This is a genomic window from Pseudomonas corrugata (assembly GCF_001269905.1).
In the GTDB taxonomy this organism is placed as follows: Bacteria; Pseudomonadota; Gammaproteobacteria; order Pseudomonadales; family Pseudomonadaceae; genus Aquipseudomonas; species Aquipseudomonas corrugata.
In genome coordinates this window covers 35828-56990 of the sequence record NZ_LHVK01000005.1, presented here as the reverse complement: position 1 = coordinate 56990, position 21163 = coordinate 35828, and the positions used below count along the sequence as shown (strand labels likewise).

Annotated in this window: 15 protein-coding genes; 5 read left to right on the top strand and 10 right to left on the bottom strand. The window is 58.9% G+C overall.

The window, feature by feature from the left end:
- Positions 1 to 54: 54 nt before the first annotated feature.
- Together AD665_RS07025 and AD665_RS07020 are read left to right on the top strand one after the other, a co-directional pair.
- On the top strand, positions 55 to 1461 hold the full coding sequence (locus AD665_RS07025; RefSeq protein WP_024778316.1) for a type VI secretion system Vgr family protein: 1407 nt from the start codon (positions 55 to 57) through the stop codon (positions 1459 to 1461).
- 168 nt (positions 1462 to 1629) lie between these two features.
- Positions 1630 to 2178: a cytochrome b gene (locus AD665_RS07020; protein ID WP_053191500.1), complete on the top strand. Its 549-nt coding sequence runs from the start codon at positions 1630 to 1632 to the stop codon at positions 2176 to 2178.
- A gap of 6 nt (positions 2179 to 2184) precedes the next feature.
- Here AD665_RS07020 and AD665_RS07015 read toward each other — a convergent pair whose 3' ends face one another.
- Positions 2185 to 3093, bottom strand: coding sequence for a 1-aminocyclopropane-1-carboxylate deaminase/D-cysteine desulfhydrase (locus AD665_RS07015; protein ID WP_053191498.1), 909 nt, complete (start codon positions 3091 to 3093; stop codon positions 2185 to 2187).
- Positions 3094 to 3291: 198 nt separating this feature from the next.
- The gene (locus AD665_RS07010) at positions 3292 to 5331 is read right to left on the bottom strand and encodes an oxidoreductase (RefSeq protein ID WP_024778313.1); all 2040 of its coding nucleotides are present in this window, start codon (positions 5329 to 5331) and stop codon (positions 3292 to 3294) included.
- A 251-nt stretch (positions 5332 to 5582) separates the two neighbouring features.
- On the opposite strand from AD665_RS07010, the gene AD665_RS07005 reads away from it, so the two are divergent.
- The 3 genes from AD665_RS07005 (at position 5583) to AD665_RS06995 (ending at position 9175) form a co-directional block, all read left to right on the top strand.
- The gene (locus tag AD665_RS07005; RefSeq protein ID WP_053191496.1) at positions 5583 to 6800 is read left to right on the top strand and encodes a DUF3422 domain-containing protein; all 1218 of its coding nucleotides are present in this window, start codon (positions 5583 to 5585) and stop codon (positions 6798 to 6800) included.
- Positions 6801 to 7004: 204 nt separating this feature from the next.
- Positions 7005 to 8135 (top strand): carbon-nitrogen hydrolase family protein, encoded by a 1131-nt coding sequence (locus AD665_RS07000; RefSeq protein WP_024778311.1) that lies wholly within the window; start codon positions 7005 to 7007, stop codon positions 8133 to 8135.
- 2 nt (positions 8136 to 8137) lie between these two features.
- Positions 8138 to 9175 carry an AraC family transcriptional regulator gene (locus AD665_RS06995; protein ID WP_053191495.1) on the top strand — a complete coding sequence of 346 codons (1038 nt, stop codon included), beginning with the start codon at positions 8138 to 8140 and terminating at the stop codon, positions 9173 to 9175.
- Positions 9176 to 9459: 284 nt separating this feature from the next.
- Here AD665_RS06995 and AD665_RS06990 read toward each other — a convergent pair whose 3' ends face one another.
- The 8 genes from AD665_RS06990 to ltrA form a co-directional block, all read right to left on the bottom strand.
- The gene (locus tag AD665_RS06990; RefSeq protein ID WP_053191493.1) at positions 9460 to 10317 is read right to left on the bottom strand and encodes a DUF2242 domain-containing protein; all 858 of its coding nucleotides are present in this window, start codon (positions 10315 to 10317) and stop codon (positions 9460 to 9462) included.
- Between the two features lie 224 nt (positions 10318 to 10541).
- Complete coding sequence (locus tag AD665_RS06985) at positions 10542 to 12413, bottom strand: SurA N-terminal domain-containing protein (RefSeq protein ID WP_024778308.1); 1872 nt, start codon at positions 12411 to 12413, stop codon at positions 10542 to 10544.
- A 223-nt stretch (positions 12414 to 12636) separates the two neighbouring features.
- Positions 12637 to 12909, bottom strand: a complete 273-nt coding sequence (locus tag AD665_RS06980) for an HU family DNA-binding protein (RefSeq protein ID WP_024778307.1) — start codon at positions 12907 to 12909, stop codon at positions 12637 to 12639.
- Positions 12910 to 13057: 148 nt separating this feature from the next.
- Complete coding sequence (gene lon, locus AD665_RS06975; RefSeq protein WP_024778306.1) at positions 13058 to 15454, bottom strand: endopeptidase La; 2397 nt, start codon at positions 15452 to 15454, stop codon at positions 13058 to 13060.
- Positions 15455 to 15772: 318 nt separating this feature from the next.
- Positions 15773 to 17056 carry an ATP-dependent Clp protease ATP-binding subunit ClpX gene (gene clpX, locus AD665_RS06970; RefSeq protein WP_024778305.1) on the bottom strand — a complete coding sequence of 428 codons (1284 nt, stop codon included), beginning with the start codon at positions 17054 to 17056 and terminating at the stop codon, positions 15773 to 15775.
- A gap of 107 nt (positions 17057 to 17163) precedes the next feature.
- The gene (gene clpP / locus AD665_RS06965) at positions 17164 to 17805 is read right to left on the bottom strand and encodes an ATP-dependent Clp endopeptidase proteolytic subunit ClpP (RefSeq protein ID WP_003183177.1); all 642 of its coding nucleotides are present in this window, start codon (positions 17803 to 17805) and stop codon (positions 17164 to 17166) included.
- Positions 17806 to 17897: 92 nt separating this feature from the next.
- Positions 17898 to 19208, bottom strand: a complete 1311-nt coding sequence (tig, locus tag AD665_RS06960) for a trigger factor (protein WP_024778304.1) — start codon at positions 19206 to 19208, stop codon at positions 17898 to 17900.
- Positions 19209 to 19332: 124 nt separating this feature from the next.
- Complete coding sequence (gene ltrA / locus AD665_RS06955; protein ID WP_053191491.1) at positions 19333 to 21042, bottom strand: group II intron reverse transcriptase/maturase; 1710 nt, start codon at positions 21040 to 21042, stop codon at positions 19333 to 19335.
- Between the last annotated feature and the right edge of the window lie 121 nt (positions 21043 to 21163).

The following is a 21163-nucleotide window of genomic DNA, read 5'->3' as shown; positions in this document are numbered from 1 at the left end:
TTCGCCCCGCGGTTTCGTACCCTCGCGGCTTCTTCTCTTCAAGTAAGCACCGCGATGCGCAACGACACGGAAAGCCCCTTCAGCCTGACACTCACGCAAAGCGACTTGCGCCTGCAAGTGCTGCGGTTCAGCGGTAGGGAGGCCCTCAACCAACCGTACCGCTTCGACCTCGAACTGATCGGCCTCACGCCGCCGATCAATCCCGACACGCTGCTGGGGCAACCAGCGTTCCTGCGCCTGGACGGTGATTCCGGCGTACATGGCATTGTCCAAAGTGTCAGCCTGAATGCCCATGCACCAAACCGCACCGGCTATCGCCTGGCACTGGTTCCCCATCTCCAGCGTCTGGAGCATGGCCCGAGACGACGGGTTTTCCATCAGCTCAGCGTCGTACAGATCCTGCAACGGCTGCTGGATGACAATGCGCTGCCCGCTCACAGCTACCGTTTCGAACTGCCCCACGGACAGTACCCATCCCGCCCGTTCTGTATCCAGTACGAGGAAAGCGACCTGGAGTTGCTGCAGCGGCTGTGCGAGCAAGAAGGCATTCATTACCACTTCGAACACTCGCCATCCGGCCATGTCCTGGTATTTGCCGAAGATCCCAAGAGTTTCCCGGCGCGGGCGGTCGAGCTGGCACTGCGCAAGCAAGCCGATGAACAACCGGCACTTGAGCGGCTGTACCAGCGTCACCACCCGACATTGCCTGCCCTGCCCGCCCGCTTCGCCGAGCGGGCAATGGCGCCCGCAGAAACCAGCGCAGCGAATCATGGGCTCAACGGCACCGATCACGAAGCGATGCGAGGCAATCCAGCGTTGGCTCACACCTATCAGATCGGGCGCCGGAACCTGGAACGCCTGCGCTGCCGGCAGCGGGAAATCCACGGCCACAGCAGTCAACCGGCCCTGCGCAGCGGCCACATAGTGCAGATCAGCGATCACCCGGTATCGACGTTCAACGATCAATGGCTGGTCATCGAGGTCCAGCATCGCGGGCGGCAGTTCTCGATCCTTGAAGCGAATCAGTCGCCCGTGTCGTCTGCCCGGGACTATCGAAACAGGTTCTCGGCCATCCCATGGTCCACCGTGTTCAGGCCCGCCCTCAAGCATCCCAGGCCCAGTATTCCCGGCTACCACGTGGCGCATGTACTCGGTCCCACCGGGCAGCCGGCGGTGCCCGATGAGCGAGGTCAGGTCCTTGTCAGTTTGTGGGGCCCGGATGACGAAGGCATTCCCCTGCCCATGTCGCGATCGAGCCCCCACGACAACCTGCCCCTGATGACAGGCAGTGAAGTGTTGGTCAGTTTTCTCGACGGCGATCCCGACCGGCCGGTGCTGTGCCCGGGCGGCATCGATAGCGGCGGCGGGCGCATCATGGCGCAGCCAAAACCGGCACCGGGCAACACCGACGTCAGGCTGCTGTTCGACTGGCTGCTGAACCCTCCCGACACAACGCCGTGACGCATCACCAAATACCTTGATGGGCAGCCCGGCTCGCCAGCGGACGCAAACCGGGTTCCCATGGACAAAACCTGATCTGACTCATGCAAACCCAGCGAAACGGGCTTACAGTAACCCCCCAACGCTGCTCAAGACGGCGCTTTACCCTGATGTCTGGAGATACCCCGCATGCCCTGGAAAAATTCCGAAAGCCGCTACAGTACCGTCACGGTCACCTTGCATTGGTTGATGCTGGTGCTGCTGGCTGTGGTTTATGCCTGCATTGAACTTCGCGGGATCTTCCCCAAGGGCAGCGGCGGCCGAACCCTGATCAAAGAAGCGCATTTCATGCTCGGCCTGACGGTGTTCCTGCTGGTCTGGCTGCGTCTGTTCGCCCGCAGCATCGGCAAGGCGCCGGCCATCTTCCCGGCTTCGCCTGCCTGGCAAACCATCCTTGCACGCCTGATGCACTGGGCGCTGTACCTGTTCATGATCGCCATGCCGCTGCTGGGCTGGCTGATCACCAGCGCCGAAGGGCATCAGGTGATGTTCTACGGTTTCGATCTGCCGCTGCTCATCGATCAGGACAAGGATTTCGCCAAACGGCTGGAAGGCTGGCATGTACTGGGCGGCACTATCGGCTACTGGCTGATCGGCCTGCATGCCCTGGCGGGGCTCTATCACCACTACGTCGTGCGCGATAACACGCTGCTGCGGATGATGCCAAAGCGCGGCTGATGAAGGTCACGCCACCCCCCGGCGGCCTTGCAAACCGCCGGTGTGGACGAAGATCAAGCGCGTGCCTTGGGCAAACCGGCCAGCCTCGACGTGCGACTTGAGCAGCATCAACGCCTTGCCGGTGTAGAGCGGCTCCAGTTCGATGGCACCAGTGGCGTCGATGAAGGCGTTCAGTTGCGCGTCGGCCCGGGCGAAACCGCCACGGCTGCCGTCGAGCAATTCATAACGTGGATCGGCAATGCCTGCCTCTCGCACGACGCCATCGACCTGCTGCGCCACACCATGGTCCTCGGGCACCGCGAGCACACCATGGACCGGATGCGCGCCCGCTTCGGCCAACACCAGCCCCGCCAACGACGTTCCAGTCCCGCAAGCCAGCCACCAGCCGTGATAATCCGTCCAACCCAATGCCTCCAGTTGTTCACGGGCGCTGGTCACCCAGGCCTTGCAGCCCTGCGCGCCCGGCAAACCAGAGCCGCCCTCGGGCACCGGGTGCAGGTGGGGGTACCGCGCCTGCCAGGGTGTCCAGAAATCCGCGGCGTGCCGCTCACGATATCCGCCATACCCCAACCAGTGCAGATGCATGCCGAATGCTTGCAGATCGAGCACCGTCGGCGTTTCCCGGGGATGGCCACGCAGCAGCCCGACCGTTGGAAAGCCAAAGCGCTTGCCTGCGGCGGCCAGTGCATGCAGATGGTTGGAATAGGCACCGCCCAGGCTCATGATCCCCTCGGCACCGGCCTCGTGTGCGGCGCGCACATGGTGAACCAGCTTGAACCACTTGTTGCCGCTGATCAGGGGATCGATCCGGTCCAGGCGCAACACCGCCACTTCGACACCGGCGCGGGTGAGCCAGTCCAGATGAAGGGGTTCGAGTTTAGGGTTGGGGTGCCAGTCAAGGGCAGAAAGAAGCATTGCAAGCAGGCCTGGCGCGAAGAGGCCCGCATTCTAACAGGCGGTCACGGATTACCGCAGATTCAGCCTCACCACATCCCCCTGTGGGAGCGAGCCTGCTCGCGATAGCGGTGGTCCAGTCGACAGAAATGTCGGATGTGCCGCCGTCATCGCGAGCAAGCCCGCTCCCACAGGGGATCTGCGGCAACCCCGGGTGCCTTACAACTGCGCCGCCAACCGCGAACCCTGGTTGATGGCCCGCTTGGCGTCCAGCTCCGCCGCTACGTCGGCACCGCCGATGAGATGGACGCTCTGCCCCGCCGCTTCCAGGCCTTCCTGCAATTCACGCAGCGGATCCTGGCCGGCGCAGATCACGATGTTGTCCACGGCCAGCACCTGCGGCTCGCCGCTGTCACCGATACGGATGTGCAGGCCTTCGTCGTCGATCTTCAGGTACTGAACACCGTTGAGCATCTGCACTTGCTTGTTCTTCAGTCCCGTGCGGTGAATCCAGCCGGTGGTCTTGCCCAGGCCGTCACCGACCTTGGAGGTCTTGCGCTGCAACAGGAATACTTGCCGCGCCGGCGCATGGGGCTCGGCCTTGATCCCGGCCACGCCGCCGCGTGCCTCGAGTCGGGTGTCGATCCCCCACTCCTTCCAGAACGCCTCGCGGTCCTGACTGGTGGCTACGCCCTGGTGCACCAGGAACTCCGACACATCAAAACCGATTCCCCCGGCCCCGATCACCGCCACGCTGCGGCCCACCGGCTTGCGCTGCAGAAGCACGTCCAGGTAGCTCAACACCTTGGCATGTTCCACCCCGGGAATCGCCGGCAACCGAGGCGCGATCCCCGTGGCGAGGATAATCTCGTCGTAACCGCCAGCCACCAGTTGTTCCACATCTACACGGGTGTCGAGACACAGCTCGACATGAGTGGTCTGCAATTTGCGCTTGAAATAACGCAGGGTTTCGAAGAACTCCTCTTTGCCCGGCACTCGTTTAGCGACGTTGAACTGGCCACCGATCTCGCCGGCCGAATCGAACAGCGTCACCTGGTGCCCGCGCTCGGCCGCCACCGTGGCCGCGGACAACCCGGCCGGACCGGCGCCAACCACGGCAATTTTCTTCACCTGAGTAACTGGCAGATAGTTGAGTTCGGTTTCATGGCACGCCCGCGGGTTCACCAGGCAACTGGTGAGCTTGCCGCCGAAGGTATGGTCGAGGCAGGCCTGGTTGCAGCCAATGCAGGTATTGATTTCATCCGCCCGGCCAGCGGCAGCCTTGTTGACGAAATCCGGATCCGCCAGGAACGGTCGCGCCATGGAAACCATATCGGCGTCACCGTCAGCGAGGATCTGCTCAGCCACTTCCGGCGTATTGATACGATTGGTGGTGATCAGGGGAATACTTACCGAACCGCGCAGCTTGGCCGTGACCTTGCTGAACGCCGCCCGGGGAACCTTGGTGGCAATGGTGGGAATGCGTGCCTCATGCCAGCCGATACCGGTGTTGATGATCGTCGCGCCGGCCTGTTCGATGGCCTTGGCCAACTGGACGATTTCCTCCCAGGAGCTGCCGCCCTCCACCAGGTCGAGCATCGACAGGCGAAAAATGATGATGAAGTCCGGTCCTACCGCCTCGCGCACCCGTCGTACGATTTCCACCGGCAAGCGCATGCGGTTCTCATAGCTGCCGCCCCAACGGTCGGTACGGTGGTTGGTGTGGGCCGCCAGGAACTGGTTAATGAAATACCCTTCCGAGCCCATGATCTCGACGCCATCGTATTCAGCTTGCCGGGCCAGCATCGAGCACGTGACGAAGTCACTGATCTGTTTCTCGATCCCTTCCTCATCCAGTTCCTTGGGCTTGAACGGATTGATCGGTGCCTGGATCGCGCTCGGCGCTACTTGCTTGGGGCTGTAGGCGTAGCGTCCGGCATGGAGAATCTGCATGCAGATCTTGCCACCGGCCTCGTGAACGGCCCGGGTAACGATCCGGTGCTTGAGCGCTTCTTCCTCGGTGGTCAACTTGGCGGCACCGGAGTACACGCCGCCCTCGTCATTCGGTCCGATCCCGCCCGTCACCATCAGGCCCACACCGCCACGGGCACGCTCGGCAAAATATGCCGCCATGCGCTCGAAACCACCGGGCTTTTCCTCGAGGCCCGTGTGCATCGACCCCATCAGGGTACGGTTGCGCAACGTGGTAAAACCCAGGTCCAACGGGGCCAGCAGATGCGGGTAATGAGGGGCGGTCATTGGTAACTCCACAACGGGCGATCACGGAAAGTGTGGAAGCTCTGCGGCTTCCATCAGTCATGCCCCACAGCCTAAGAGCCGGAACAACCGTGCTCAATGACCGAAACTGACAAGTTATTGATCCAAATGTGCAGCGATCCAGTACCAATGGATGAGCGAACCCAAGTGACTCCCAGTGGGATGGGCCAGTCCTATGCTCAGTGGCCCAAGCGGCTGAACAGAAAACAATTCAAACCACACAGGCCGCTCGCATGCATCCCCAGCGAAAGATCCTGCACAACGAACTGCACGCCCGTCCGTCGCTGTATTTCGACGAACCGGCCCATGTTTTCCATCTGGCGTTCCTGGGCGATAGCGTCCAATGCACGGCCCTGCTCGAGCGGCTTTGCCCCGATAGCGTGGTGGATCAGGCAGCCCAGGGTATCACCCGGATCGACGGACACCCGCTCAAGTGGGAACGTCACGCAGAGTTCTTCACCCTGACCCTGGTGGTGCCCGCCAGCAGTCACCAATTGCAGTGGACGACGCTACCTGAATGCCTGGCGCAAGGTATCGAAGGTCACACTCGGCAAATCATCAATTCGGTTCAGGTGGTGGTGCGCTCGGAAGACGGCCTCAACCTGTCCGAATACGGCTTCAAGGATCCCTGCGGCTCAAGCGTGGGGGGTGGCGATGCCGTGGTCTGGAGCGATTTTCGCCTCACCGAGGACGGCACCAACCGCTTCCTGTTTATCAATCGACGGCTCAACGCCTATCGCCAGGGACGCATGATCCGGCGCCTGCTCGAGATCGAAACCTATCGCATGATGGCGTCCTTGTCGCTCAGTGTCGCAAAGGCGCTGGACCCTCAGTTGAACGAGTTCGACCGCAGCCTGGTGACACTCTCCGAACGCAACGCCAATGCCAGCGGCGTGCATGCCAAGGCCTTGCTGGAGGATATCGCGCAACTGTCTCGCCGGATCGTCGGCAGCTCAGTGAAAAATCGCCATCGTTTCAGCGCGACCCGGGCCTACGCACAACTGGTATTCGAGCGCCTGGGTGAGTTGCGTGAAAGCCATCTGGGCGACTGCCAGAGGCTGGGCGTGTTTATCGAGCGACGCTTCAAGCCGACCGTGCGCTATTGCGCGGCGACCGAGCAACGCCTGGAACAACTGGCCATGAGCGTTGCCAACCTGGGCGACCTGCTCCAGGCGCGGGTGCAAGTGGAGATGGAAGACCAGAATGCAGAGATTCTGCGCAGTCTCAATGCGCGGGCCGATGCACAGATAAAGATCCAGCGTGCGGTAGAGGGGCTGTCGATCATCGCCATCACCTACTATCTGATCAACCTGTTCAAACTGGTCTATAGCGGGTTGCATACGCTGGGGGCGGATCTATCGGCGCGCGAAGCACTGCTGGGGATGACACCACCGGTACTGCTGATCATGTTGTTGATCATGCTGCGGATCAGAAAGGCCAAGAGTCACTGAACAACCGATCAGTGTTGAAGCCTGTCCATTTCTCCTGTGGGAACGAGCCTGCTCGCGATAACGGTGTGTCAGCCACCATTGAGCTTGCTGAACCGGCGTCATCGCGAGCAGGCTCGTTCCCACACAGGGACTTCTCTTTTGCTAATTTCAGGTTTTCCCGTACCCTGCCCCGTAAGAACCGTACACGGCCGCTGACTGCTCTCCATGCGTAAACTTCTGTACCTGCTGTTTTCACTGGCCCTGATCGCCGCCCTGATGAGCTATGCACTGTGGACGACGGATCGTCCGACGGGGCACTACCTCTCTGACCTGCGCATCAACCTGGCGGTCGACCAGGGTGTCCCTGCCGATCGAGGCAACCTGCTGGGCATCCAGCCTGAACTGTTCCCCACCGACTACCAGAACCCCGGACACCTGCGCCGCAAACTGGCAGCCTACCTGCAGACCGCCCACGACCTGGGTTTGCTTAGCGACAAGACCATCGTGGTCTTGCCCGAGCACATCGGCACCTGGTTGATGATCAGCGGAGAAAAGGACGAGCTGTACCAGGCCGGCACACTGAAGGAAGCCATGAACTGGCTGGCGATCAGCAACCCGCTGGCGTTCATCCGAGGATTGATCAGTGCCCAAGGCGATAACCGCCTGGACGATGCCTACTTGCGCATGAAAGCCGACACCATGGCACGTGATTACCAGGCCATGTTCGGCGGGCTGGCCCGGGAGTTCGGCGTGACCCTGGTGGCCGGCTCCATCATATTGCCCGAACCCAGTGTCAGCGAAGGTGAACTGAAGATCGGCCGAGGTGCGCTGTATAACAGCAGCCTGGTGTTTGGCAGCGACGGCCTACCGCTCGGGCAGCCCCAACGTCAACAGCATCCGGTATTCGAGCAACGGGATGTGCTGGAGGCCGACCGCCAGCAAGCCCTGCGCGTCGTCGATACCCCCGCCGGACGCTTGGGCGTGCTGATCGGCAGCGACAGTTGGTATCCGCGCTATTACCGACAACTCAACGATCAGGGCGCGCAACTGATCGCGGTGCCCGCCTTTATCAGTGGGCGTGACACCTGGAACAAACCCTGGAACGGCTATAAAGGCCTGTCCACACCGAGCGAGGTGAGTCTCAAGCCCGGTGAGATGAGCGAAGGCCAGGCCTGGCACCGCCTGACGCTGACCAGTCAGTTACCCATCAGCCAGGCCAAGGGCGGTGTCAGCGTGTTTCTGCGTGGCCAGTTCTGGGACAACGGCAGCGCCGGTCAGAGTTTCATCAGCCACGACGGCCAGCACTTCTCCGACGGCGAAGCCCGTGGCGCCCTCCTGCTGAACTTGTGGTTGTGAACATGAAGCCGCCATCGATGCGCCTGGGCGACCTGTCCGTGGGCTTCGTCCACAGCCTGGCCGATGCGGTAGCCAGCCATGGCCAGGATCCCCAACCCCTACTCGAACAGTATGGCCTCGACACCGCGCGCCTGGCCGAGCCCCGGGCCCGATTATCGATTCCACGCTATATGCGCCTCGGTCACGCTGCGATCCAGCAGACCCAGGATGCGGCCCTGGGCCTGCGCATGGGTCAGCTCAGCCGCTTGAGCCAGGCCGGTCTCGCTGGCGTTACTGCGGCCCAGGCCCCGACGGTACGCGAAGCGGCACGCTGCTTGATCCGCTTCGAGCCGTTGTATGGCTCCAACTACCGTGGCCAATCGAGTTTTCACGAGGACGCCCGGGGTGCCTGGCTACGGTTCTATTCCATCAGCCCCTATAACGCCTATAACCGCTTCGTCGTGGACTCGATCATTGCCGGTTGGCTCCAGCAGTTATCCAGCGTAAGCGGCACCCCGCTACGGGCCGAGCGCATCGAGATCGAATTCGAGGCTCCGGCTTACCTGGACGCCTACCGTACACTTGGCGATTGCCCGATCCTGTTCGGCGCCGGCCAGAACCAGCTGCGCCTGGGCCTGGAAGACCTTGCCCGACGCAACCCGCAGCATTGCCCCAGCACCTGGCGGCATCTGGTTTTGCTGTGTGAGGGGGAACTGGAACAACTCACCCGCACCCGCAGCCTGCGCGAACGCATCACTCAACTGCTGGGGCCGTTGCTCAACGGTGGCCGGGAACCCGACCTGGAAGAAGTGGCAGCGCGCCTGAAGCTGCCGACCTGGACACTGCGCCGGAAACTGTCAGAAGAAGGCACGCAATTTCGCGCGATCCTCAATGACACGCGTCGCGACCTCGCCATGACCTACATTCGTGATACCGAACTGGCGTTCGGCGAAATCGCCTACTTGCTGGGCTTCGCCTCAGCCGAGGCATTCCAGCGCGCTTTCAAACGCTGGAATGGCCAGACGCCGGGAGAGTTTCGCCGCAGCCAGAGGGCGAGTTGAAGTTCAAGTTTCATGCAGCTCGCCGCTTGCGGCCCCCTTATAACTCCGTCGCATCCTCGGCGGGTTCCAGCGGGTCCAGCTCGTAGGCCTGGTATTCCAGCAGCTCTTCCTGATAATCATCCATTTTGAATCCTTCCCATATCAATGCCTGATGGCCTTGGTGTCAGAATAAAGCTGCTTTATGAACAAAACATGAAGCAAAGGCTTCATGTTTTAAACGTAGCACAGCGATGGGAAATCAACCTATGCAGGTGTGACAAGGAATGACTGCCTTGTCATGGTATTCAGGATGAAGGAAGCGGCTGGATTGCCTCGGTCGGCGGCGGCAAATCACTGGGAGGGGGTGGCGTGACGACTTCCAGCGTCGATTCCGGGCCTATGTATGGCGCAGGTTCGCTGGGTGCAATCGGCGCAGGTTCTGGAGGCGGGGCGACAGGCTGCGACGCTGCAGGTGCGGCTTCGGCTGGGACAGCTTGCTCTACCGGCGCAACAGGCGTCGGCGCTGGCGCTGGCGTCGGAACCGGAGCCGGTGTCAACGCAGCTGGTTCGGCCTTGGGCTCCGGTACCCCCAGTTCAGTATCGGGCTTTGCAGCAACCGACGCGCCTTTCTTCGCTTCCGCAGGCAGGAACATCTCCACCAGGGCAAAGAAACGCTCGTAGAACTTGGTCGCCGATACGGTTTCGCTGGCCACCTTGACCATCGAGTCATCCGAGGAACCGATCGGCATCGATACCGACCCCAACACACCCACGCCCAGGCTGGCGGAGTTGTTGATTTTCTTCAGCGCATAACGGTCCTGCAACGCGTTGGCAAACATGGTCGCATGATGTCCAGCACCACCGTCCTCGGCACAGACCAGGTTGAAGCTGATCTCCATGTGGGTATCACCGGTCTGCTGGAAACTCTTGTGACCACTGACCAGCTTAGGGTCGCTGCTGGTGATGATGTAGCCCTGGCTGAGCAAGGCCCGGCGCCCCGCTTCGCAGGTCACCGTGTCGCTCACCGGATAGGTGCGGGAGAACGTACCGGAATCATCGAAGTTCTCATGCTCGTAAATAGCAGCCTTCTTCGACGAGCAACCGGCTGCGGCAACCAGCATCAGCGCCAGTCCGACGGTGCGCAGGTGAAATGATCTGAACATTGAACATCCTGAAGAAAACGGTCCGGGGGCGTATTGTGCAACAGAACGCCCATCGACAGCGTGGGTATTCGTGTCTCAAAGGGGTTACAAGTCTACTGGGGGTTGTTGACGGGAAAAAGACGTAAATCCAGTGGGCCGATGAACATCTTGTCATCTGGCAATGGGTGGATACAAAAAGACCCCGGCTTTTTCGGCCGAGGTCTTTTGAGCAAGCCATCAGGGCATCAGTAACGCTTGATGTCCGCCTCGCTTTCCAGCTGCTTGCGATAAGCCGCAAAGTCCTGCTGGCCAACACGGGATGCGAGATAGCGACGATATTCGGCCTTCTCCGCATCAGTGGGTGCCGCAGCTTCATTCACGCCGCGCAGTTGCACCAGCATCAGATTGCCGTCAGGCAAGGTCACACTGGCAAACGTCGGCTTGTCCTTGGACTCGGGCTTTGGCATGCGGAACAACGCCTGCAGCACCGTCGGTTCGATACCTTCCTGGCTGCGGGTTGCCGCCTCGATGACCTTCCAGTTCTGACCGTCGACAGGCTTGGCCAGCGGGGTCTTTCCTTCGCGCAAGCTGGCGATCAGCTCATCGGCCCGGGTCTTCGCGGCCTCACTGGCGCGCTCCTTGGCCAACTGAGTACGGATGGCAGCTTCCACGCTTTCCAGCGGCAGTTGCTCAGGCTTGCGATGCTCCTTGGCACGCAGCACCACGACGGTTTCCGGATCCAACTCGATCGCGCTGCTGTTGGCACCCTCATCAAGCACTTCCGGGCTGAACGCGGCAGTGACGATAGCGCGGTTGGCCGCAATCCCTTCCCCACCTTCGCGCCCAAACGGCGCCGACGTGTGGACGGTGAGTTTCAGGTCCTGGGCCGGCTGCGCCAAATCGGAAGCCTCGAACGAAGCATCTTCCAATTGCTTGGCCGCCTCGACGAAACGCTGCTCGACCTGCTGGGTTTTCAGCTCGTGGGTCAGCTTGCCCTTGAGGCTGGCAAAGGTCGGGACCTCAGGCGCTTCGACACCCAACAGCTTGATCAGGTGAAAACCGAAACTGGTGCGCACCGGTGCCGAAACCTGATCCTTGCTCAACGCGTACAGCGCCTTTTCGAACGCCGGATCGTAGACACCTGGACCGGCGTAACCGAGATCACCGCCATTGTTGGCCGAGCCCGGATCCTGGGAGAACTCCTTCGCCAGGGCCTCAAACGATTCGCCCTTGGCCAGGCGAGCCTGGATTTCCTCGATCTTCGCCTTGGCCTGGGCTTCGGTGACCTTGTCGTTCACCTCGATCAGGATGTGGGCCGCCCGACGCTGTTCGGACAGGTTGGCGATTTCTTTCTGATACGCCGCTTGCAGGTCTTCATCCTTGACGCTGACCTGATCGAAGAAATCGGCTTTCTTCAGCTCAAGGTAATCGATCACCACCTGATCGGGGGTCATGAATTCCTTGGCGTGCTTGTCGTAGTAAGCCTTGACCTCGTCATCGGTCAGCTTCACCGCCGACGGATCAGCCTTGAGGGTCAAGGTGGCAAAGTCACGGGTCTGCTTTTCCAGACGAGCGAACGCCAGTACCTGGGCATCAGTGACGAAACCACTGCCGGCCAGGCCAGCACGCAGTTGGCCAATCAGCATTTCCTGGGCCAGCATCTGGCGGAATTGCAGGCGACCGTAACCCAGCTGGCGAATCACCTGGTCAAAACGTTCCGGGCTGAACTTGCCATCGACCTGGAACTCAGGCGTCTGCAGGATCACCTGGTCCAACGCGGCTTCGGAAAAAGCGAACTTCGCATCGTGCGCGCCTTGCAGCAGCAACTTGCGATCGATCAGGCCCTTGAGCGCCGAATCGCGGAGCATCTTTTCGTCCAGCAGTGAGGCGTCGAAGTCCTTGCCCAGCTGTTGCATGAGCTGGCGGCGTTGCATGTCGACCGCCTGACTCAGCTCGTTCTGGCTGATGTTCTCGCCGTTGACCTTGGCCGCGTCATTGCTGTGGGTGGTGGCTCTGAAAATGGCATCGAAACCGGTCAACGCCATCAACGCGACGATAACCCCGATGATGGTCTTGGCAATCCAGCCTTGTGAATTGTCCCTGATATTCTGCAGCATGCGTCCCCCAGAAACGGTTGAACTTCAAATTAGGCAACCGTGGAGCGTGGGTAGAATCCGGATAGAAGAAAGGCGCATCCGAGGATGCGCCTTCTCGTAACTGGCGGAGCGGACCGGGCTCGACCCCGCGAGCCCTGGCACGACAGACCGGTTGGAACCGATCCCACTACCGCTCCGCTTGCCAAGCCAGGCATGACCCCGACCCGGATAAACTCAATGAAACTTAGTTAACGGCGTCTTTCAGTGCTTTACCAGCCTTGAAGCCTGGCTTCTTGGCAGCAGCGATCTGCAGTGCCTGGCCAGTTTGCGGGTTGCGGCCGGTACGAGCTGGACGATCGGTAACGGAGAAGGTACCGAAACCAACCAGAACAACGGAGTCGCCAGCCTTGAGAGCGCCAGTGACGGATTCGATTACAGCGTCCAGCGCGCGGCCAGCAGCAGCTTTCGGGATATCAGCGGATGCAGCGATAGCATCAATCAGTTCCGACTTGTTCACTCTAAGTCCCCTTATATCTATTTGAGATGATTCTAAGTTTTTTTGGTGAAAGCAAAAACGAGTGCTGAATGGCCTACAGACACTTAAGAGCCGCTTTATAACAAGGGCTCTAAAAAACTGTCAAGGAAGCCCCCCAGGCAAATGCGTATTAATGCGTGCTAATTCTTTCCTTAGAGTCAGACTCTCGCTTCTCATCTTTCGCGACAATCTCCGGAGCCACATCCGGCAAGGGCTCCGGCGCGTATTGCAGCGCAATTTGCAGGACCTCGTCAATCCATTTAACGGGTTTGATCTGAAGATCCTGCTTGATATTGTCAGGAATTTCTTTCAGATCGCGCACATTTTCCTCGGGAATGATCACGATCTTGATCCCGCCACGGTGTGCCGCCAGCAATTTTTCCTTCAAACCACCAATTGCCAGTACCTGCCCGCGCAGAGTAATTTCACCGGTCATGGCCACGTCGGCGCGCACCGGAATGCCGGTCAGTGCCGATACCAGGGCCGTGCACATGCCTACACCGGCGCTAGGGCCGTCTTTGGGCGTAGCCCCTTCAGGCATATGGATATGCGTGTCGCGCTTCTCATGGAAGTCCAGGGGAATGCCCAGGCTCCGGGCACGGCTGCGAACGACCGTCTGCGCTGCCGTGATCGACTCGACCATCACATCACCCAGGGAACCGGTCTTGATCAGTTGCCCTTTGCCCGGTACCACGGCAGCTTCGATGGTCAGCAACTCACCACCAACCTGAGTCCACGCCAGGCCGGTCACCTGACCGATCTGATCCTGCTGCTCGGCGAGGCCGTAGCGGAATTTGCGCACGCCCAGGAAATGCTCCAGCAGGTCCGAAGTGACCTTGACCGCAAAGCGTTTTTCCAGCGCATGTTCCTTCACCGCCTTGCGGCAGACCTTGGCAATCTGTCGCTCCAGGCCCCGCACACCGGCTTCGCGGGTGTAGTAACGGATGATGTCGCGAATCGCCTCCTCGTCGAATTCCAGTTCGCCTTTTTTCAAGCCGTTGGCCTGGATCTGCTTCGGCGAAAGGTATTTGACGGCGATATTGATCTTCTCGTCCTCGGTGTAGCCCGGCAGACGAATCACTTCCATACGATCCAGCAACGCCGGCGGGATGTTCATGGAGTTGGAAGTGCACAGGAACATCACGTCCGACAAGTCATAGTCGACTTCAAGATAATGATCGTTGAAGTTGTGGTTCTGCTCCGGATCAAGCACTTCGAGCAATGCGGAGGCAGGATCGCCACGCATATCGCTACCCATCTTGTCGATTTCGTCCAGAAGGAACAGCGGATTGCGCACGCCGACCTTTGTCATCTTTTGAATCAATCTTCCTGGCATCGAACCGATGTAGGTACGGCGATGACCACGAATTTCCGCTTCGTCGCGCACGCCACCAAGGGCCATTCGTACGAACTTGCGATTGGTGGCGTGGGCAATCGACTCCGCCAGGGAGGTTTTACCAACCCCCGGAGGACCGACCAGACACAACACCGGACCGCGGATTTTCTTCACGCGCTTTTGCACGGCGAGGTATTCGAGGATACGTTCCTTGACCTCCTCCAGGCCGTAATGGTCGGCGTCGAGAATGTCCTCGGCACGAGCCAGGTCCAGGCGCACCTTGCTCTGGGCTTTCCACGGTACCTGCACCAACCAGTCGATGTAGGAGCGCACCACGGTAGCTTCGGCGGACATCGGCGACATCTGTTTGAGCTTGTTCAGCTCAGCCTGGGCCTTGGCGAGGGCATCCTTGGGCAAACCAGCGGCGTCGATGCGCTTTTTCAGCTCTTCGACTTCGTTATGGCCTTCATCACCGTCGCCCAACTCTTTCTGAATGGCCTTCATCTGCTCATTCAGGTAGTACTCGCGCTGGCTACGCTCCATTTGTTTCTTCACGCGACCACGAATGCGCTTTTCGACCTGCAACAGATCGATCTCGCCATCGAGCAATGCCAGCACGTGTTCGACACGGGCGGACAATTCGATGATCTCGAGGATTTCCTGCTTCTGTTCGATCTTGAGCGCCATGTGGGCGGCCATCGTATCGACCAGCCGACCAGGCTCATCGATGCTGTTAAGCGAAGAGAGCACCTCAGCCGGTACTTTCTTGCCCAACTGGACATACTGTTCGAACTGGGACAACAGGCTGCGGACGAACACCTCCGACTCACGCTCGGGCACGTCGGCTTCGTCGATCAGTGATACTTCGGCGCGACAATGGCCGTTCACTTCGCTGAAGCGCTCGACCGCCCCGCGCTGCTCGCCTTCGACAAGGACCTTGACGGTGCCGTCGGGCAGCTTGAGCAATTGCAGAACCGTTGCAATGGTACCTACGCGATAGAGCGCATCTTCACCAGGATCATCGTCAGCAGGATTTCTCTGGGCCACCAGCAGAATCTGCTTGTCACCCGCCATCGCGGCCTCGAGGGCTTCGATGGACTTTTCGCGCCCCACGAACAGCGGGATAACCATGTGCGGATATACCACGACATCGCGCAATGGCAAGAGAGGCAATTCGATGGTTGTCTTCATGATTTCGCCTCAACGGCGGCCACAAGGCCGGAAACAGATGGAAGTAAGCTTGAAACCAAGATGGGGGCAGCCTTGAAAAAAAACAAGCGCTAAGGCTGATGTCAGTCAATTAAGGATCAAACGGCGCAGAACCTGCGGGAACAAAGCTTGCTCGCGATCGGGATCTGTGAGTCAACCACGATATCGGCTGGTCCGCCGCTATCGCGAGCACGTTTTGCTTGCACGGCCTGGTGGCCTGGCATTGAGCCCTGAGACGCTCCAAAAGGACGCCAAAAGCAAAAGGGGCCCGAAGGCCCCTCCTTTGTTCCAGCAGGACACTTAAGCGTCCGGTGCAGCCTTGGCAGCCGGCTCACTGTTTTCGTAGATATACAGCGGCTTGGACTTGCCTTCTATGACGCTTTCGTCGATCACGACCTTGCTCACCTCGGACTGCGAGGGGATTTCATACATCGTATCGAGCAATACACCTTCGAGAATCGAGCGCAACCCACGGGCACCGGTCTTACGCTCCAGGGCACGCTTGGCCACCGATTTCAACGCGTCGGAACGGAACTCCAGGTCTACACCTTCCATTTCGAACAGCTTTGCATACTGCTTGGTCAGGGCGTTCTTCGGCTCGGTCAGGATCTGCATCAGCGCAGCTTCATCCAGCTCGTCCAGCGTCGCCAGAACCGGCAAACGACCGACGAACTCAGGGATCAGGCCAAACTTGACCAGGTCGTCAGGCTCGACTTCACGCAGGGACTCGCCAACCTTCTTGCCCTCTTCCTTGCTGCGCACTTCGGCATTGAAGCCGATGCCGCCACGAGTGGAGCGGTTCTGAATAACCTTTTCCAGCCCGGAGAATGCACCGCCGCAAATGAACAGGATGTTACGGGTGTCGACCTGCAGGAATTCCTGCTGCGGATGCTTGCGACCACCCTGGGGCGGAACGGAAGCGACCGTGCCTTCGATCAACTTGAGCAAGGCCTGCTGTACCCCCTCACCGGATACATCCCGAGTGATGGACGGGTTGTCGGACTTGCGGGAAATCTTGTCGATTTCATCGATGTAGACAATGCCCATCTGGGCCTTTTCGACATCGTAGTCGCACTTCTGCAACAACTTCTGAATAATGTTCTCGACATCCTCCCCCACGTAACCCGCCTCGGTGAGGGTGGTTGCGTCGGCGATGGTGAACGGAACGTTCAGCAAACGGGCCAGGGTTTCGGCAAGCAGGGTCTTACCCGAGCCTGTCGGACCGATCAGCAGGATGTTGCTCTTGCCGAGTTCGACCTCGTCATTCTTTTTGTCACGCTGGTTCAGGCGTTTGTAGTGGTTGTAAACCGCTACGGCCAATACCTTTTTCGCACGCTCCTGACCAATTACATACTGGTCAAGGATGCCGCTGATTTCTTTAGGCGAAGGCAACTTATGCGCGCTGCTTTCGGCCTGGGCTTCCTGCACCTCCTCGCGGATGATGTCATTGCACAGGTCGACGCACTCGTCGCAAATGAAGACCGAGGGGCCGGCAATCAATTTGCGTACTTCATGTTGGCTTTTGCCACAGAAAGAGCAATAAAGCAGTTTGCCGTTGTCCTCGCCGTTGCGGGTGTCAGTCATTCGATCGATCCAAATCCGATAGGCTTGCAACACAAGATGAAGGCAATTGCGGGCTTTTTCAAGCCCGCAGGCGGCCGGTCATCCCAACCACCTGCATTTTGAGTGGCTCAGGCAGGCATTTGACGCTTGTTGATCACGGAGTCGATCAGGCCATATTCGGCTGCACGCTCGGCGCTCATGAAGTTGTCACGCTCGGTGTCACGCTCAATGGTCTCGAGGCTTTGACCGGTGTGATGAGCCAACAGCGAGTTCAAACGCGAACGAATGTGGAGGATTTCCTTGGCATGGATGTCGATATCCGACGCCTGGCCCTGGAAGCCGCCCAATGGCTGGTGAATCATCATGCGCGAGTTAGGCAGGCAATGACGCTTGCCCGCTGCACCACCGGCGAGCAGGAAAGCGCCCATGCTGCAGGCCTGGCCGATGCAAATGGTGGAAACGTCTGGCTTGATGAATTGCATGGTGTCGTAGATCGACATGCCTGCTGTCACCGAGCCGCCGGGTGAGTTGATATAAAGATGGATATCCTTGTCCGGGTTTTCCGCTTCAAGGAACAGCAGTTGCGCCGCGACCAGGTTGGCCATGTAGTCTTCAACGGGTCCGATCAGGAAGATGACGCGTTCCTTGAGCAGACGCGAGTAGATGTCATAGGCACGTTCGCCACGGGCGGACTGCTCGATAACCATCGGGACCAGGCCGCCTGCGGCCTGGATGTCAGAGCTCTGCTGATAAAAAGAATTGCGGGACATGTCTCGCAGTCACTCCCAAATAGTTATGTCTTGAATACGCATAAGCCAGCGCGAAGGCTGGCTTATGGTGTGTATTTCTTACCGCAGAACAATCAATCGGCTTGTGGAGCTTCCACCGGCTTGACCGCTTCTTCGTAAGAGACCGCTTTATCGGTCACGCTAGCTTTCTGCAGAACAGTATCCACAACTTGTTCTTCGAGCACAACCGAACGGACTTCGTTCAGTTGCTGGTCATTCTTGTAGTACCAGGACACGACTTGCTCAGGCTCCTGGTAGGCCGAAGCCATTTCCTGGATCAGCTCGCGAACGCGGGCTTCGTCAGGCTTGAGTTCGTATTGCTTGACCACTTCCGCAACGATCAGGCCCAGTACGACACGGCGCTTGGCTTGCTCTTCGAACAGCTCGGCCGGCAGTTGATCAGGCTTGATGTTGCCACCGAACTGCTGAACAGCCTGCACGCGCAGACGGTTCACTTCGTTGTCCAGCAGCGCTTTCGGCACTTCGATCGGGTTGGAAGCCAGCAGACCGTCCATGACCTGGTTCTTGACCTTGGACTTGATGGCCTGACGCAGCTCACGCTCCATGTTCTTGCGAACTTCGGCGCGGAAACCTTCCAGACCGGTTTCCTTGATACCGAACTGGGCGAAGAACTCTTCGTTCAGCTCAGGCAGCTTCGGCTCGGAAACACTGTTTACGGTCACGGTGAACTCGGCGGCTTTGCCAGCCAGGTCCAGGTTCTGGTAGTCCTCTGGGAAGGTCACGTTCAGAACGCGCTCTTCACCGGCTTTCGCGCCGACCAGGCCATCTTCGAAGCCTGGGATCATGCGACCGGAGCCCAGTACCAGCTGGGTGGCCTTGGCAGAACCGCCTGCGAACACTTCACCGTCGACCTTGCCGACGAAATCGATGTTCAGTTGATCTTCGTTCTGGGCAGCGCGATCGGTCACTTCGAAACGGGTGTTCTGCTTGCGCAGGATATCCAGCATCTTGTCCAGGTCGGCATCCGACACGTCAGCGCTCAGGCGCTCGACGGCAATGGACTCGAAACCGGCAACAGTGAACTCGGGGAACACTTCGAAAGTGGCAACGAACTCTAGATCCTTGCCTTTTTCCAGCACTTTAGGCTCGACCGATGGCGCGCCGGCCGGGTTCAGCTTCTGCTCGACCACAGCTTCGTAGAACGAAGACTGGATCACGTCGCCCACGGCTTCCTGGCGCGCATCAGCTTCGTAACGCTGACGGATCACGCTCATTGGCACCTTGCCTGGACGGAAACCTGGGATTTTGGCCTTTTGGGCAGTCTGCTGCAGACGCTTGTTGACCTGAGTCTCGATGCGCTCAGCCGGCACGGTGATGCTCATGCGGCGCTCAAGAGCAGTAGTATTTTCAACAGAAACTTGCATGGATATTCCTCGTTGCACAGACGTTGGCCGGGCGTTTTCCGACCCCAGAATGTCGGGTAGAGGTCGGCCATTTCTGGCCCACCTCCCCCTAAGAACCGTACGTGCGCCTTTCAACGCATACGGCTCAGGCCTGATCAAAGCCCCCGGTAAGGGAGGCCGGTTTGTTCACTGTCAATCCGCGGGCATGTAGCCGGTGGTGACAAAGGGGGTGCAATAGTACCCGGTTATTTAGGGAGTCTCCACCGCCATTTGTACGGTAAAGAATGTGGTGATCATGCCACCCTGTCTCCTTTGTAATCGGGAGTTTACACAACTGGCACTGTCCTTTTTGATCCTGGAAAAGGTTCAAGATCTGCTTGCGGTACTTCAGCTTTTTAAGCATCTGTTCCATCCGCAGCTTTTCGCCCATTTCCTCCATCGATGGATCGAAGGGGTTATAGCTGCCAACCACCTTCTTGTGCCGCTCTATCGGCGTACTCGCAAGCGAGTAAAGCTCGACAAACCTTTTAGCCCCTTTCTCATCAATCGTCTCGATGCTGAACACCCCTTTCCGACTCTTTATAGATAGGAAGTATTTCGCTCCAATCCATTCGAGTGCTTTTCGGGGATGCCGCCGCTTTGCCCAACGCCAAAGAGCATGGAAAATCTGGTGATCCATCCGGCTGTACGCTTTCTTGGCAACCACTGGCTGGTGGTACAGCGCCCAACCTCGTAGCATCGGGTTCAGCATTCGGATCAGATCCTCCTGCCTCACCGCTTTATTGGTGCAGATGACTTCCTTGACCTTGCTATAGAACGCTTTCACGTTTTTCTTGCTCGGCTTGATCAGGAGCTTCCCATCGTACTTGCGGAAACTCCATCCAAGAAAGTCAAAGCCTTGATCAATGTGGACGACATGGGTTTTCTCAGGCGACAGCTGCAGCCCTCTTACAGCGAGGAACTGCTCAACCCAAGGTTTGATCTGGTTTTCCAGCACCTCTTTCGAGCTTCCGGTGATCACAAAATCGTCCGCATAACGCACCACGTTGATCTTCAGCTTTTTGGCCTTCGTCACGCCCAGGTGTTGCTTGAGCTGTACTTCCAGTCCATCCAGCACCATGTTTGCCAAGGTGGGCGAGATGATTCCGCCCTGTGGCGTACCGGCGTCCGTTGCCTGTAGCTGGCCTTTATGAATCACGCCAGCTTTCAACCATTTCTGAAGCACCGCCTTGTCCATTGGAACGTTGGCAATGAGCCAGTCGTGATTGATGTTGTCAAAGCAGCTCTTGATGTCCGCTTCCAAAACCCATTGGGCCGAGACCTTTTTGGATAGGCACACGAACAGCTGTCCCATCGCATCCGCCGTGCAACGTTCGATCCTGAAGCCATAGCTGTTTGGATCTCCCTTGGTTTCAGCAATAGGAGCCAGGGCAAGCAAATACAGCGCTTGCATTGCCCTGTCCGTCATGGTCGGGATGCCCAGGGGGCGCTCCTTTCCGTTTGACTTCGGAATAAACACACGCCGTAAAGGCCGTGGCTTATATCCGTGCCGCTTCAACCCATTCGCCGCTTTCCATTTGGCATCGGGTGTATCCCAGAGCACTCGGTCGACTCCCGCCGTGCGCTTGCCCTGGTTTTCAGTAACTCGTCGTACGGCCAGGTACCTAGCCGAACGAGAGCGGGTCAACATCCGTTGCAAGGCTTTCACTCTGCGCCAATTGTTTTCCCGACAAGCCTTCGCAATCCGCACCTGCATCACCCGGACATTCCGCTGAACGCGACACCAATCGATGTCGTGCCATTGCTGCGGGACACCGGAAGGCGCAGACACGGCCATATGGCTGTGTACTAGCATGCTGCCTTCCTCTCAATTTGCCTGAGCTGAAGACGTACGCATCCCCTGACGGGAATGGACGCTCCCGCCAGGGCTGGATAAATGTGAAATCCAAACCTCGGACTTCTAAGATTTTGAGACA